We start from the raw sequence: 13328 nt of genomic DNA, 5'->3' as shown, positions 1-13328 counted from the left end.
AAGGAGGGGTCATTCGATGAGAGCAGCGATTATCTATACATCTGTTACAGGTAACACTTCAACACTTGCTGAGATAATTAGTGAAAAAATGGTGGCGCGTGACATCGAGACAGATCTAATCCCTGTTGATGAATTCCGCCCCGCCCTTTTACACGATTACGATATTGTCACCATCGGCACTTATTCGTGGGATAACGGTGATCTTCCACTCGAAATGGAAGAAGTATTCGAAGCATTTGAAACAGAAAACGTGGATCAGGTAATTACTGGTGTGTTCGGAACTGGAGACAGTTTCTACCCTTATTATTGTGGCGCGGTCGATCTATTCCGAGATATGCTCTATGTCCACACCAACCTTGCCGTCACGTTAAAAGTTGAATTAACCCCACAAGACGATGATCATCATCGCTGTGATAAATTTTGCGATCGATTAACAAGAGAATTTGTTGTTTTATCCTAACTGATTAAAAAGTTGATGTGGAAGCATCAACTTTTTTTACCGCAATGAGACTTAACAAATATAAAATGACTAGACAGACAGGAGTGTAACGACATGTGGGAATATCTATTAATCTTTTTGGGAGCTGCTATTCCATGGTTTGAAATTGCCTTGGTCATTCCCTTTGGTATCCTTTCCGGACTCAATCCGTTTATCGTGATCGTGACTGCATTTATTGGGAATATGGTTACCATCATCCCTCTTATCATTGGCTTTGAGAAATTCAAACAATGGCGAGCAAAACGCAACAATCAGAACCAGGCAAAGCGCGAAAATAAAGCCAGAACTTTATGGAATAAATATGGCTTGCCAGGCATGATCATGCTCGGCCCCATTCTAATCGGTTCACATATTGCTGCCTTCATCGGAATGACACTCGGCGCTAAAAAACGAGCCACTTTAATATGGTCCACGGTTAGTATTGGCGCATGGTCATTAGTATTCGGAGTAGTAACAGCATTAGGTTTTGATTTATTTACAAAATAATGAAATGGTTTAGAGTGACTTTTTCCTTGTCATTCTAAACCATTTTTCTCGTTCGAATATGAAATTATTGGCATAAGCGCTAACCGGCCGTAATACCCCCCACTGATTGAAGTCTCACTTTATGCTGTTTTTTGCTCATCAAAAGGTTTATAATGAGTAATAAGAAGGTGATTAGATGAATTCGCTCTATTCTTGGATTGTCGTCATACATATCTTTTCAGCTATCGTTGGCATTGGACCTGGATTTATTCTGACAACTATCGTTAAATCAGCAAAAACATTACCTGAAGTCCGCCATGCCTTTTTTATTAAAAAGAAACTGCATATCTTCGTCATGTCGGGTGGCATGTTGCTCTTAGTCTCCGGTTTACTGATGGGGCTATTAAGACCAATGTTATTTCAGCAAGGTTGGTATATCACAAGTCTGATCCTCTACTTTTTCGCTCTCCTGTTAGGTCCAACCGCGTTAAAAAGGAGTTCAGCACCAATAAAAGAAATGCTGGCTGACCCACAGCTTACTGATGTTCCAGACTCGTATCACGTACTCGTACAGCGATTATTGCGGATAGAATATGTGGAAAACACTTTGCTGTTGACGATTATATTGTTAATGGTTACGAAGCCATTCTAGCTAACCCATTTACTAATGAAATCGAGTAAATGGGTTTTCTTATTGGACAGCAATGATAGAGCATTGTTCCTTTACGCTTTGATCGAACCCTGTCCCCTACTTCTACATGATCTCGTTTACTATTCAGCAGTCACTACGAATGTTTTCATGCCTATGAAACCTGTCCACACTTCTTCCATAACCACTTCATACGATATATTGTAAGAAGAAAGGGGATGATCTCATGTGTTATCACCATTACGACCCTTGCAAAAAACCTCACCATGATCATGACTGCTTTCATGATTGCTGCTGCATCAAAATCATTTGTTGCTGTAAGAAAGAACCACACCATCATGATAGCTTACGCGACTTCGATCCTTGTAAATTAAAACCAAAAAAGAAGTTTTGCCACTCTTGCGGTAAACACTATTAAACGGTGAAAAGCTCATTCTTCTTGACGTAAAAGAGCACTGGACAACATATCCAGTGCTTCTTTTTTCTATACTTGTTTCTTTTCTATATAATATTCCACCCATGGACGGATAGCAGTATAGAGACCCGCAATAATCAGCCAGATAAAAGCCAGATAAGTCCATCCTTTGAAAAAAGCAAGACTGTATTCATAACCGGTAATAAACATTATACCAGGGAACAAAAAAATAAAGACAAAGGTCAAGCTGAAAGCCCATCTCGTACATAACTTGGCATCTTTGAGCAATTGTTTATTACTATCCATTCACCAACACATCCTTTGATTCAGACTCTTTCGTTACTTTGGTTTCTGCCTCCTGCTCTTCATCAAAGCTGTGGAATTGATCTTTCAATGAATCGAAATCAAATTCCTGCTTACTAATCAGCCCATGCCCAATTGCGATAAATCCACTCACCACAAATACAGTAACATTACCAAATAACATAGAGTGCAGTTCACCTAGTGAAGCAACTGAGATCTCCCCATAGCGCACCTGTGCGGTAACAAGCCAAACAATGATACCGGAAACCATCCCAGTTAGAGCGCCGTAGAAATTCCCTGTACTTGTCGCTTTCTTCCACATCAAACCTAACGTCAATGGAATTACCGCGCCACTTACGAAGATTCCCATTGCCATGTACACAAAACTTAGACCGATACCTGCTTTAAAAAGCAAGATAGACAACAAGCCCATTGCCAGCCCAAAGCTTAATGTTACGATTCGGGAAATCTTTAGTGTTTGTTGACCAGAAGCCTTTGGATTAATCGATTTACGGTAAATATCTGTGACAATAATATTAGTAATAGCTGTTAGTTCAGCAGCACCTGTTGACATCACAGCCATAAACAACATGACTAAGAACAGGATGGAACCGACAGATCCTAATAAATGCTGAGCCATAAGTGGTGCGGAAGCGTCAGGATCACCAATATTTAAGCCTAAACCAGCTGCACTTACTCCCATAAACGTTGCGATCGCAAATGGAATCGAGAACCAGGCAATCCCTCCATATATGTATGCCTTGGATGCTGCACTGTCCTTACTGGCGATCGCTCGTTGCCAATAGGACTGATCGACGAAAACTGTTCCAAAATTACCAATAATATTAATCATTCCAAAAAACAGACCAGGGATAGAAGCCATTGTAAGCATCTGACTTTGTTCAGGAATCGCTTTTAACCCTTCATAAACCGTATCAACCCCAAACTTCACATATACTACCGTTGCAAAAATAGTTAAAATAACGAAGATCATGACTGTGTTTAAATAATCAGCAATAAATGATGCTTTTAATCCTCCAATCATTGTATAAATCGTAAAGGTTAATGGAATAAGGAAAGCTGCTGCATAAACATTCATCCCAGTTAAAGAATTTAATGCAATCGCTCCTCCTAAAATAACCATTGCTGTAACGATAATATTTGTCATTAAGGCAAAGCCCATCATTAATTTATGATTTTTCTTATCAAACCTTTTCCCAACAAACTCCAGGAATGTGTGCGCCATTGGTGCTTTACGTTTTAAGTGGATTGCTACAATGGCAAAGAGCAGCACTTGAATACATGCACCGGCTGCGTACCAATAAGGACCACTAATCCCATACTTGAAGCCTGTCGAGGAAGACATCATAAGCGTTGCTGCCCAGGTCCAGGCTGCGATAATAGAAGCACTGGCAAGTCCAATTCCGACACTTCTGCCTGCCGTACTGAATTGCTCTGCTGTCATTTTTTCTTTGCGACGTTTCTGCATGATAATAGTAAGTCCAGTAAAAAATACGCCAAAAATTAGTAAAATTAAATAACCAGTTGTTGATGATAGCATTTTTGCCCCTCCAATTTTTATCTCTTTGTTTTCCGGAAAACTTTTCAATAGTTAGATAATGTAACAATTAATAGCGTAATGGAGATAGTCTCACCAAACAATTGTCATGTAAGGAAACCTCACACACTTTTTACCATATTTTTCTGATAATAGTGATTACACCTTGATAATACTGAATTCTAGCAATCTAACAAGCTCTGTAGAAGTTTGGTTTTTAGACGAATGAACAATTTGGCACTATACTTAGGAACTAGAATTAAACCAAAAAGTACTCAGCACCAGTCGTTATTGTTAGGTTATTCAACGATTTCTCTAACAGCAACAATAAAACACACCCAGTCCAAACCAACAAAATATTATAAGAACCCATCTTCATGTGCAGCATGATTATTTCTATTATGTACTTTCCACTAAGAAGAACCGGGCATAACCCACCCGGTCCTAATTGACTTAATTAATAAACAGCTTCCTATAATATGGATTATGTAAACAAAGACTGTATTGCCAAATGGTCATTTTGATATAGATTATCTGCTTAGCAAAGCTCCGGAAATAGGCTCCGCGTCCTGTGGGGTCGGGTTCAGCCTCCTCGCGAGCAAAAATCGCTCACTGCGGGGTCTTCACACACGACTGATCCCACGGGAGTCTCCGCCTATTTCCTACGCTTATGGGAAGTGCTACAACTTACGGTGCAGCTAAAAGCAGTGGTTATTTGCATTATGTTATTTAAATGCTGATATTTATGGTGCAATCAATATGCTAGCAATTCCAAACGTTGTAGAGCCCTCATCCTAGCGTAGGCCAACCACGTAGACTGATATGAACGAAACTGTCAAGTCCCTCTCGCAAACAATGGAAAGTTTCTAATTTTGGGCAACCTTAAGCTAAGAGTCTATGTTGGCTCTTTTTTAAAATACTATTTAATAAGCAGAGATATGCAGATTATCTCCTTCTTCTTAGCTTACCAACTTCTCCTCTCCTATCAAAAGGATTGTCAAGTGTTCTCCTTGACGATCCTTTTGATAGGAGAGACACTTATGCAAAGCTAAGAAATAATGGGATTCACCCTTCCTTTTCAGTTATAAAGGAGGTGAACACACGGCATGAAGGCAAAAATTCTCTGCTCCGATTGGCATACTGATATCCGTGGGTTCTCACATTTTATCTTTCCGTTTCAGGATCTGTCACGAACTCCTGGCGTGCGTTCACTATTAAAACATAGCTAGCACAAGTCTACGTCGTGCGTTATCCTTTACGGTTTTTATCTTTGCCTTCAAGCCCTATATTCATTTCCTTTTATTACAGATCACTTCTTCCTTTTATTCGCGCATGCCTACTTTAATGATTACGTAAATTCATTAGTTGGTTCGTTGGCAATTGCCCATATGAAACCTGCCAACTCTCTCCCAATAGCTGTGATAACTTTACCACTTTCTTTTCCTCGTTGCATTAGTCGGAAATACTTCTTATGCAAGCGTTGTTGGGCATTCCACGAAATAGTTGTAACATTAGCTGGTTGTCCTTTTTGTCTCTTTGCCAGCTCTCCTTTCACGGCAGGTGAATAACGATAACTCCATGCAGCCTCAATCAAAAGCCTTCGAACATGTCTATTTCCTGTTCTCGTTATATTACCTTGCTTCCGTATATACCCGCTGGAACTTTCCATCGGCACCAAACCTGTGTAGGCCATAAATTGGCTGGCTTTTTGAAAGCGTTCAAATGAACCGACTTCTGCCACTAAACTAGTTGCGGTGATTAAGGCTACACCTCGAAGTGACATAAGTTTTTGAATCATGGGGGCATGTACACCATTTTCGGCTTCTTCTTTAATAATTTTTTCTAATCGCTTTAATCGTTGTTGAGATTCCCTAAGTTGTTGCACATATTCTTGGAATATGCTCCTTGATGTTAATCGTTTAAATGTTAAGGTGTGAAGCCATTCCCAATATCTCACACTCCATTTTCTGACTCCTTCCGGTTCTTTTCTTCCATTTCTAAGAAGAAAATGGTTCACTCTATGTTTGGCTCTTTTTTCATCTTCCTTCACATCTTCACGTCCCCGAACTAAATCACGTAAAGCCTCATCATCTTCCGTGGGGACAAAAATCGGTGTTAATTCCCCTGCGCGATAAAGGGTTGCCAGATTTAAAGCATCTCGCTTATCGGTCTTCACCTTATCACCAGGTTTCTGAGGGATTAAGGATGGCGCAATAACTTCGCAAGGGATATCCAAATGTGTAAGTAATCGATAGAGTCCATACCCAACAGCTCCGGCCTCATAACAAACTTGAAGCTCTGCGGATTCTCCTAATTTCTTCATTATCTTATCAATGGCTCCTACCGTATAGTCAATCATCCCAATATACCTTGGTTTAGAACGTCCTTCTTCCGCAACGGCTACTGCAATTTTCTCTTTCGATACGTCTAATCCTACATATTTTGTGTTATACTTCATGGTACTAGCTCCTTTCGTATTTTAGCTCTGATTTGGGTTTTCATTTCATTTACGCTATACCCGGATTAACCTTCGATAATACGAGAAGGGGCTAGTTTCGTTCATAATAACTCCCGCGGGACAGGCAGGCGCTGAAGATCCACAACGTCTGCACCTGTGTCTTCTAGTAAAGCTTCGAAGTAGGCTTCCTCGGTGCAAGGCAGCAAAGAGGTATTTCGGGTAGTAGCCTAGCTTCAGCCGTGCCCCGCAGGACGCGAAGTGGTTGGCCGAAGCGGTATGCCAGCACATGAATCATTTCAAAATAAACACTAAGCTGTTAGTTTACATAATCCATATTATAGGAACTAAAATTCATGTTCAAAGTGATTACTGCTGTGACTGTACTTATATACTTTCCATGAAAAAAGCACAAAAACAGTGTTAGTTTTCCACTGCTTTTGTGCTTTCTGCAATTTGATCCATTTCTCTTTTGACTCGCGGCAGGTCATTGGACAGGAAGCGGACTAAATAGCCAGCATTACGTAAACGTGTTGTGCTGACTATATGATCCGTTGTTGTCTCATTCCATGCTTCCGGATCTATTCTAATATCCTGATCGATCAGCCAGACACTGGCAATATAATGATAGTTTCCCAGCACCCCAGCGTGCTTAAGATTTTGTTTGTCGGGATGTAAGGATAATTGATCGTAGACAATACAATCGTCCTCCATCCATACCTCAAGTTGTGTTTGACATCCATGAAAAGTGAAGGTTTCTCCCCTTTTTTCTCTGCCTGGATATAATATTTCCTCCCAATAGAACTTGCTGTCACACTTCATATTAATGATCGTATGACTGGAAAAATCACTTTCAGCAAATGGAATAACCTCTTCACGCTTCCAAGTCAGCGATGCCTTTTCTGCTAATTCCACCCTTACCTGCTGTTTACTCGGCTTGCCATTGTAAGCAGGATATACTTTCGTAGCTGCCTGTGGATGCAGTGTCACGGTTGTACCACTGTCCAGTTTCACATCAAATGAATTCGTATCACCAGCTACTAATCCGCCAGATGATTCCATTAAATAGACAGAGATATCATCAGGGTTATGGACATAAAGTCCTCTGCTCGCCTTTAATGGGGGCTGATAGTAAACATCCTTCATGATCGTTTTTTGCTGGCGCAAAGTAAAATAAAGCGCTAATTGGCCTTCCATTTAGGAAATTTCGCTTCCTTCTAATAACATAGCATGCTGGATCCACTGGATTACTTCTGGAATGCCTTCACCTTTTTTGACATTGGTAAATACGAAAGGACGTTCTTTCCTTGCTTCCTTTGCATCTTCCTTCATCTTATAAAGATCCACTTCGACATATGGTGCCAGGTCGATTTTGTTCACTAATAGAAGGTCTGATCTGGTAACTCCTGGTCCGCCTTTTCTCGGAATATCTCCACCTTCGGCCACATCAATTACATAAATATACCCATCCACTAATTCTGGACTGAACGTTGCAGACAAATTGTCGCCACCACTTTCTAACAAAATAATATCCAAGTCATCAAAGCGTCGCTTCAATTCATCAATTGCCTCAAAATTCATCGAAGCATCTTCCCGAATAGCAGTATGCGGACAGCCTCCGGTTTCTACCCCGATAATCCGATCTTCTGGGAGAATACCTTGTTTGATCAAAAATTGTGCATCCTCTTTCGTATAAATATCATTGGTAATAACGGCGACACTATATTGATTCACCATTTCCTTTGTCAGTTTCTCTACAAGTGACGTCTTACCTGAACCAACTGGTCCTCCTATTCCAACTATTACTGGTTTCATAAACATTTCTCCCTTCGTTACGATATAAATAATCTCGATGTTAAATATTTGTGCTGCATAGAAGCTAACTCCAGTCCAACGGCATGATTCGACAGGTCCGCCAATGACCGTTCCAGTACTTGCTTTGTTGCTTTTTCCATCTCAGGAATCAACCGGTGTATGACTTCTATCCCTGCTTTCTGACCAAGCGGAATCGCTCGAACCGCATTATGAACAAGACCTACTGTAGAAGAATACAAAAAAGTCAATACGGCGGTATACAAATCAAAAGCCAAATCTTTTGCATACAATCCGTATACAATGGGGAAATGCGACATTACTTGCTTATCCTGCAGCAATTGATACCATGCTTCTAGTGATGGTGTCTCACTGACAGGCAACACCGCTTTAACAAATTGCTTTCCTATCATAGCGCTAGCCTCTCTGGTCTCTTCTGCATTTTTGTTGGCATCACATATTTTGTCTAAGCGAATCAAAGCTGACATATCTTCGGTGACATAGCTTTCTTTCACAAAGATCCCATCCGTATAAGCAACATTTTCATGAAGATACATTTTACAAAATTGAAAAAGATCTTCCTTCGTGCGAATCGTATCCGACTGAATAAAGGTTTCCATCCCGAACGAATGCGTGTAACTGCCGATCGGAAAGGCAGAATCGTGAATATGCATCAAATACAGAAACTTAGTGCTGATGCCCTCTGTATTTGAAAGGTTCTGTAAATCGTCGTTCTGTTGCTTCATATTTCACACCTACTTCATCAAACAGTCGTTCTAACGTATCATCATAACGGACAACTATTTCTGATTCAGAAATCAGACATGGTGTATGGCGATTTCCTAATTCGAATGCAGCCTTGCCCATCTGTACGATCGATTCCGGATAGACGACATACACTTGCTCTTTTTTGGTTCTGATTACGATTTGCTTCTCTTCATCCTCGTAGACAACGTCTCCTACCTTTAAAGGTGCTTTTTCATCTAAAGCAATCGCAACGTCTGTGCCTTTATCCGTTGTTTTTCTTAAGATTCGTTTATTCAATTCATCCCAGTCCAACTCCACCCATTCACGATTTGGATGATCTTTCGGCTGATTTTCTATGTTGGTAATAACTTGTTTCGTTAACATCATAAGTCCCCCTCTTAAAATAAAAAATATCGCTGCGCCATGGCAACTTCTGAAAAAGGCTCACAAGTAATAATTATTCCATTTAATTTTACTTCATATGTTTCTGGATCCACTTCAATTGAAGGGGTCGCACCATTTAACGGCAGATCCTTCTTTTGAACATTGCGACAATTCTTGACCGGTCGAATCATTTTGGAAAGACCAAGCGATTCATGGACCTTCCCTTCGTATGCAGCTTGCGATACAAAGGTAATAGCTGTGCTGTATTTAGCCTTTCCTAAGGAACCGAACATCGGACGCATCATAACTGGCTGTGGAGTCGGAATCGATGCATTCGGATCTCCCATTTGGGCATAAGCGATCATGCCACCTTTGACAACTGTTTCAGGTTTCACACCAAAAAACTTTGGATCCCAAATCACCATGTCAGCTAATTTACCAGGTTCGATGGAGCCAATTTCCTCACTCATTCCATGAGTAATTGCTGGATTAATCGTATACTTTGCCACATAACGTTTCGCACGGAAGTTGTCATTTTCTGCTAGTTTATCTTCCTTCAGATAGCTGCGCTGCTTTTTCATTTTATCTGCAGTCTGCCAAATACGAGTAATACTCTCCCCGATTCGTCCCATCGCTTGTGAGTCAGAAGATATCATGCTTATTACACCTTCATCATGCAAAATATCCTCAGCTGCAATTGTTTCAGGACGAATCCGCGAATCAGCAAATGCGACATCTTCTGGAACGTTATGATCTAAGTGATGACAAACCATCAACATATCCAAATGCTCGTCAATCGTATTAATTGTATAAGGTCTCGTCGGATTTGTGGAAGATGGTAGTACATTCGGAAGCGAAGCAATCTTCATAATATCAGGAGCATGACCACCGCCAGCGCCTTCTGTATGATAGGTGTGAATCACACGCTCTCCAATTGCTTGAACGGTATCCTCCAGGAATCCTGCTTCATTCAACGTATCGGTATGTATTGCTACTTGTACATCCAGTTCATCAGCTACTTCCAGGCATTGACTGATTGCGGCAGGGGTTGTACCCCAGTCCTCGTGCAGCTTTAAGCCCACTGCTCCTGCTCTGATTTGTTCACGCTGCGGCTCAGGTGAAGATGCATTTCCTTTTCCTAAGAAGCCAATATTCACTGGATATTCTTCGGCCGCCTCCAGCATTCGATGAATATTCCACTCACCCGGCGTACAGGTCGTCGCATTGGTACCTGTTGCCGGTCCAGTACCACCGCCAATCATTGTTGTGTAGCCTGCCGCTAACGCAACATGGATCTGTTGCGGGCTGATAAAATGTATATGGGCATCGATCGCACCTGCTGTTACGATTTTCCCTTCGCAAGCAATAACCTCTGTCGATGCACCAACTACCATATTATCGGTAACGCCTTCCATTACGTCGGGATTACCTCCCTTACCAATCGCAACGATTCGACCATTTTTTACACCAATATCTGCTTTGACAATGCCGGTATAATCAAGAATAAGCGCATTGGTGAGAATCAAATCTAATACGTTTTGCTCTCGTGTATGGGTACCACTTTGGCCCATGCCATCACGCAATACTTTTCCGCCACCAAAAACACTTTCATCGCCATATGCCGTATAATCCTTTTCAACCTCTATCCATAACTCCGTATCTGCCAGACGGATCTGATCACCTGTAGTCGGGCCATAAAGTGAGGCATATTGCTGTCTGGAAAGTCGCATCGATTACCGCCCCCTTCTAAAATCCTTTTTCATTGATTTGTTTTACAATAGCCGTTTTCTCTGTGACACTGCCATTAGTCAAATTATTTAACCCATATACTTTCTTGTGACCGGCGATTTCGACGAGCTCGACTTCTTTCTCTTCACCTGGCTCAAAACGAACCGCTGTGCCTGCAGCAATATTAAGACGCATACCGATCGCACCCGCTCTATCAAACGAAAGTTCCCGATTAATTTCCGGAAAATGAAAATGTGAACCAACTTGAACGGGGCGATCCCCCTTATTTGAAACCTTGATAGTTTTTGTTAATCTTCCTCTATTAATCTCAATATCTTCTTTTGCTAGTTTCCATTCACCAGGGATCACTGAAAATCCTCCTTAAGAGATAGGTTGATGTACCGTTACCAGTTTAGTACCATCCGGAAAAGTCGCTTCGATTTGTACACTTTCAACCATTTCCGGTACTCCTTCCATTACATCATCTGCAGTCAGGACATGTTTGCCTTCCTGCATCAGCTGTGCAACTGTCTTTCCTTCACGTGCTCCTTCTAGTAAATAGCAGCTGATTAACGCTACTGCTTCTGGATAGTTTAATTTTATCCCTTTATTTTTACGCTTTTCGGCTAATTCGCCTGCTACAAAGAGCAATAATTTCTCTTGTTCTACCGGTGAAAGCTTCACAATACTTCCCCCTTGCTATTTTTCTATTACATTGTCAACGCTAGCATAACAATGGGTATTTTTTCTAAAGTTTTGTCAGATTATCTTACAATGAATAATTATTTCGAAATGTCCAACAAGTTCTTGGTGATATCATCCGAATTAGAAATACCAATAATCGCCTCTGTCATACGCCTTCATCTTAGCTTTACATTCTATTAGAAAATCTCGGACGACGTCAGTATCGTATACATTATTTCGTTCCAAACGTATAAAGAAAAAACCGGCCATAACCCGCCCGGTCCTAATTGACTTAATCAATAAACAACTTCCTATAATATGGATTATGTTAACAAAGGCTGTATTGCAAAATGGTCATTTTGATATAGATTATCTGCTTAGCAAAGCTCCGGAAATAGGCTCCGCGTCCTGTGGGCACAGCTTCAGCTAGGCTACTACTTGAAATAAATCTGTGCTGCCTTGTGCCGAGAAAGCTTACCTCGAAGCGATACTAGAAGACACAGGCACAAATGAAGTGGATCTTCAGCTCGCGCTGATTCCACGGGAGTCTCCGCCTATTTCCTACGCTTGAGGGAAGTGTTACAACGTATGGAACAGTTAAAAGCAGTGGTTCTAAGCATTATGTAATTCATTCCATTCCTGTTATGTTTACATTGATCAATATGCTACCTCTTACAAAAGTTGTACAGTCCCTATTCTAGCGTAGGCCAACCACGGAGACTCCCGCGGGACATGCAGGTGCTGGAGATCCACTTTGTGAAGTGCCCTCCTTCACAAAGTTAGCTCCAGCCGTGCCCCGCAGGACGCGGAGTGGTTGGACGGAGCGATATCCTAGCACATTAAATATCTCAATATGGATGCTCGGCTACCAATGGCTAGTTAACATAATCCATATTATCGGAACCCAACTTCCTATTCAGCACGATTACTTCTATGACTGTACTTAATACTTTCTCTGCCACACACAGCCCGGTTCTTTTGTTATCAGATATTAAATGGGATATACAGGTTGGTTAAACTTATTTCCGTATTCATTTCTTACTTTTGCTCGTTTGTTTTGTTTAAAGACTGGCTTTTTAATAAGTATTTTCAAGAAATCTCCTTTTGTAAAAGGGGAAACCGGACTAAGGTATGGAACCCCAAATGATTCTAATTTCGCTAAATAGCCAAGTGTTAGAAAAACACTTATAAAAAAACCAAACATCCCGAAAGCTGTGGCCAAAAAAACAGCTCCAATTCTAATGATTGATACGGTTCCGAATAAAGCTTGATTACCTAGAGTAAAAGTGGCGACGGCAGTAGTGGCTGAAATGATTACTCAACCCAGTAGCTAATAAAAAATAGCAAAAATTTGTGAGATCGAAATCTTACTCATCTAGGTTCCTCCAAACACATTAACTAGTGATATTTTGTGTGAATGTATTACAATTATGCATAATGCTTTTTACGAGAAGGTTTGTTCTCACTGATATTCTTCTCACTCATTGATCTTTCTACTTATGAAATCACGCTTACATATCATGATAGATAATCGATTTTTTAACTAGCGTTCTTTAACCAGTTATTATTTTCCTGCAATCGGCTCATTCTCATAACAATCGAATTATGGTACAATATGTGGTGTTTTCT

General features: G+C 40.8%; 14 protein-coding genes. 3 read left to right on the top strand and 11 right to left on the bottom strand.

Annotated elements, in window-relative coordinates:
* Nucleotides 1-16: 16 nt before the first annotated feature.
* The 3 genes from MUN87_RS20375 to MUN87_RS20365 all read left to right on the top strand — a co-directional run bounded on the left by MUN87_RS20375 (nt 17) and on the right by MUN87_RS20365 (nt 1616).
* On the top strand, nt 17-460 hold the full coding sequence (locus MUN87_RS20375; RefSeq protein ID WP_244743535.1) for a flavodoxin domain-containing protein: 444 nt from the start codon (nt 17-19) through the stop codon (nt 458-460).
* Between the two features lie 93 nt (nt 461-553).
* Nucleotides 554-985 carry a small multi-drug export protein gene (locus MUN87_RS20370; protein WP_244743533.1) on the top strand — a complete coding sequence of 144 codons (432 nt, stop codon included), beginning with the start codon at nt 554-556 and terminating at the stop codon, nt 983-985.
* A 175-nt stretch (nt 986-1160) separates the two neighbouring features.
* On the top strand, nt 1161-1616 hold the full coding sequence (locus tag MUN87_RS20365) for a DUF2269 family protein (protein WP_244743531.1): 456 nt from the start codon (nt 1161-1163) through the stop codon (nt 1614-1616).
* A 481-nt stretch (nt 1617-2097) separates the two neighbouring features.
* On the opposite strand, the gene MUN87_RS20360 is transcribed toward MUN87_RS20365, so the two are convergent.
* From MUN87_RS20360 to MUN87_RS20310, 11 genes are all read right to left on the bottom strand, one after another.
* The gene (locus MUN87_RS20360) at nt 2098-2334 is read right to left on the bottom strand and encodes a hypothetical protein (RefSeq protein ID WP_244743528.1); all 237 of its coding nucleotides are present in this window, start codon (nt 2332-2334) and stop codon (nt 2098-2100) included.
* On the bottom strand, nt 2327-3892 hold the full coding sequence (locus tag MUN87_RS20355; RefSeq protein ID WP_244743526.1) for a sodium:solute symporter family protein: 1566 nt from the start codon (nt 3890-3892) through the stop codon (nt 2327-2329). The genes MUN87_RS20360 and MUN87_RS20355 overlap by 8 nt, the downstream gene beginning before the upstream one ends.
* Before the next feature lie 1345 nt (nt 3893-5237).
* Nucleotides 5238-6347: an IS110 family RNA-guided transposase gene (locus MUN87_RS20350; RefSeq protein ID WP_244743524.1), complete on the bottom strand. Its 1110-nt coding sequence runs from the start codon at nt 6345-6347 to the stop codon at nt 5238-5240.
* A gap of 420 nt (nt 6348-6767) precedes the next feature.
* Complete coding sequence (locus MUN87_RS20345) at nt 6768-7541, bottom strand: urease accessory protein UreD (RefSeq protein WP_244743522.1); 774 nt, start codon at nt 7539-7541, stop codon at nt 6768-6770.
* Complete coding sequence (gene ureG / locus MUN87_RS20340) at nt 7542-8159, bottom strand: urease accessory protein UreG (RefSeq protein ID WP_244743520.1); 618 nt, start codon at nt 8157-8159, stop codon at nt 7542-7544.
* Nucleotides 8160-8176: 17 nt separating this feature from the next.
* The gene (locus MUN87_RS20335; protein WP_244743516.1) at nt 8177-8902 is read right to left on the bottom strand and encodes an urease accessory protein UreF; all 726 of its coding nucleotides are present in this window, start codon (nt 8900-8902) and stop codon (nt 8177-8179) included.
* On the bottom strand, nt 8844-9287 hold the full coding sequence (locus tag MUN87_RS20330; RefSeq protein ID WP_244748035.1) for an urease accessory protein UreE: 444 nt from the start codon (nt 9285-9287) through the stop codon (nt 8844-8846). Before MUN87_RS20330 ends, MUN87_RS20335 begins: the two co-directional genes overlap by 59 nt.
* A gap of 14 nt (nt 9288-9301) precedes the next feature.
* Nucleotides 9302-11017: an urease subunit alpha gene (ureC, locus tag MUN87_RS20325; protein WP_244743511.1), complete on the bottom strand. Its 1716-nt coding sequence runs from the start codon at nt 11015-11017 to the stop codon at nt 9302-9304.
* Between the two features lie 16 nt (nt 11018-11033).
* Entirely contained in the window at nt 11034-11384 is a 351-nt protein-coding gene (locus MUN87_RS20320) for an urease subunit beta (protein WP_244743509.1), read from the bottom strand.
* 12 nt (nt 11385-11396) lie between these two features.
* Nucleotides 11397-11699, bottom strand: coding sequence for an urease subunit gamma (gene ureA / locus MUN87_RS20315; protein WP_244743507.1), 303 nt, complete (start codon nt 11697-11699; stop codon nt 11397-11399).
* A 991-nt stretch (nt 11700-12690) separates the two neighbouring features.
* On the bottom strand, nt 12691-13011 hold the full coding sequence (locus tag MUN87_RS20310; RefSeq protein WP_244748034.1) for a spore germination protein: 321 nt from the start codon (nt 13009-13011) through the stop codon (nt 12691-12693).
* Between the last annotated feature and the right edge of the window lie 317 nt (nt 13012-13328).

This window comes from Gracilibacillus salinarum, from assembly GCF_022919575.1.
Classification (GTDB): domain Bacteria; phylum Bacillota; class Bacilli; order Bacillales; family Amphibacillaceae; genus Gracilibacillus; species Gracilibacillus salinarum.
This window is presented reverse-complemented; position numbering and strand designations above follow the sequence as displayed.

What these genes read in the sequence shown, in the direction of transcription:
- ureC (WP_244743511.1), bottom strand. Translation starts at nt 11,017, where the DNA reads ATGCGACTTTCCAGACAGCAATATGCCTCACTTTATGGCCCGACTACA.
- MUN87_RS20345 (WP_244743522.1), bottom strand. Translation starts at nt 7,541, where the DNA reads ATGGAAGGCCAATTAGCGCTTTATTTTACTTTGCGCCAGCAAAAAACG.
- MUN87_RS20335 (WP_244743516.1), bottom strand. Translation starts at nt 8,902, where the DNA reads ATGAAGCAACAGAACGACGATTTACAGAACCTTTCAAATACAGAGGGC.
- ureG (WP_244743520.1), bottom strand. Translation starts at nt 8,159, where the DNA reads ATGAAACCAGTAATAGTTGGAATAGGAGGACCAGTTGGTTCAGGTAAG.
- MUN87_RS20355 (WP_244743526.1), bottom strand. Translation starts at nt 3,892, where the DNA reads ATGCTATCATCAACAACTGGTTATTTAATTTTACTAATTTTTGGCGTA.
- MUN87_RS20370 (WP_244743533.1), top strand. Translation starts at nt 554, where the DNA reads ATGTGGGAATATCTATTAATCTTTTTGGGAGCTGCTATTCCATGGTTT.
- MUN87_RS20360 (WP_244743528.1), bottom strand. Translation starts at nt 2,334, where the DNA reads ATGGATAGTAATAAACAATTGCTCAAAGATGCCAAGTTATGTACGAGA.
- MUN87_RS20365 (WP_244743531.1), top strand. Translation starts at nt 1,161, where the DNA reads ATGAATTCGCTCTATTCTTGGATTGTCGTCATACATATCTTTTCAGCT.
- MUN87_RS20350 (WP_244743524.1), bottom strand. Translation starts at nt 6,347, where the DNA reads ATGAAGTATAACACAAAATATGTAGGATTAGACGTATCGAAAGAGAAA.
- MUN87_RS20375 (WP_244743535.1), top strand. Translation starts at nt 17, where the DNA reads ATGAGAGCAGCGATTATCTATACATCTGTTACAGGTAACACTTCAACA.
- MUN87_RS20330 (WP_244748035.1), bottom strand. Translation starts at nt 9,287, where the DNA reads ATGTTAACGAAACAAGTTATTACCAACATAGAAAATCAGCCGAAAGAT.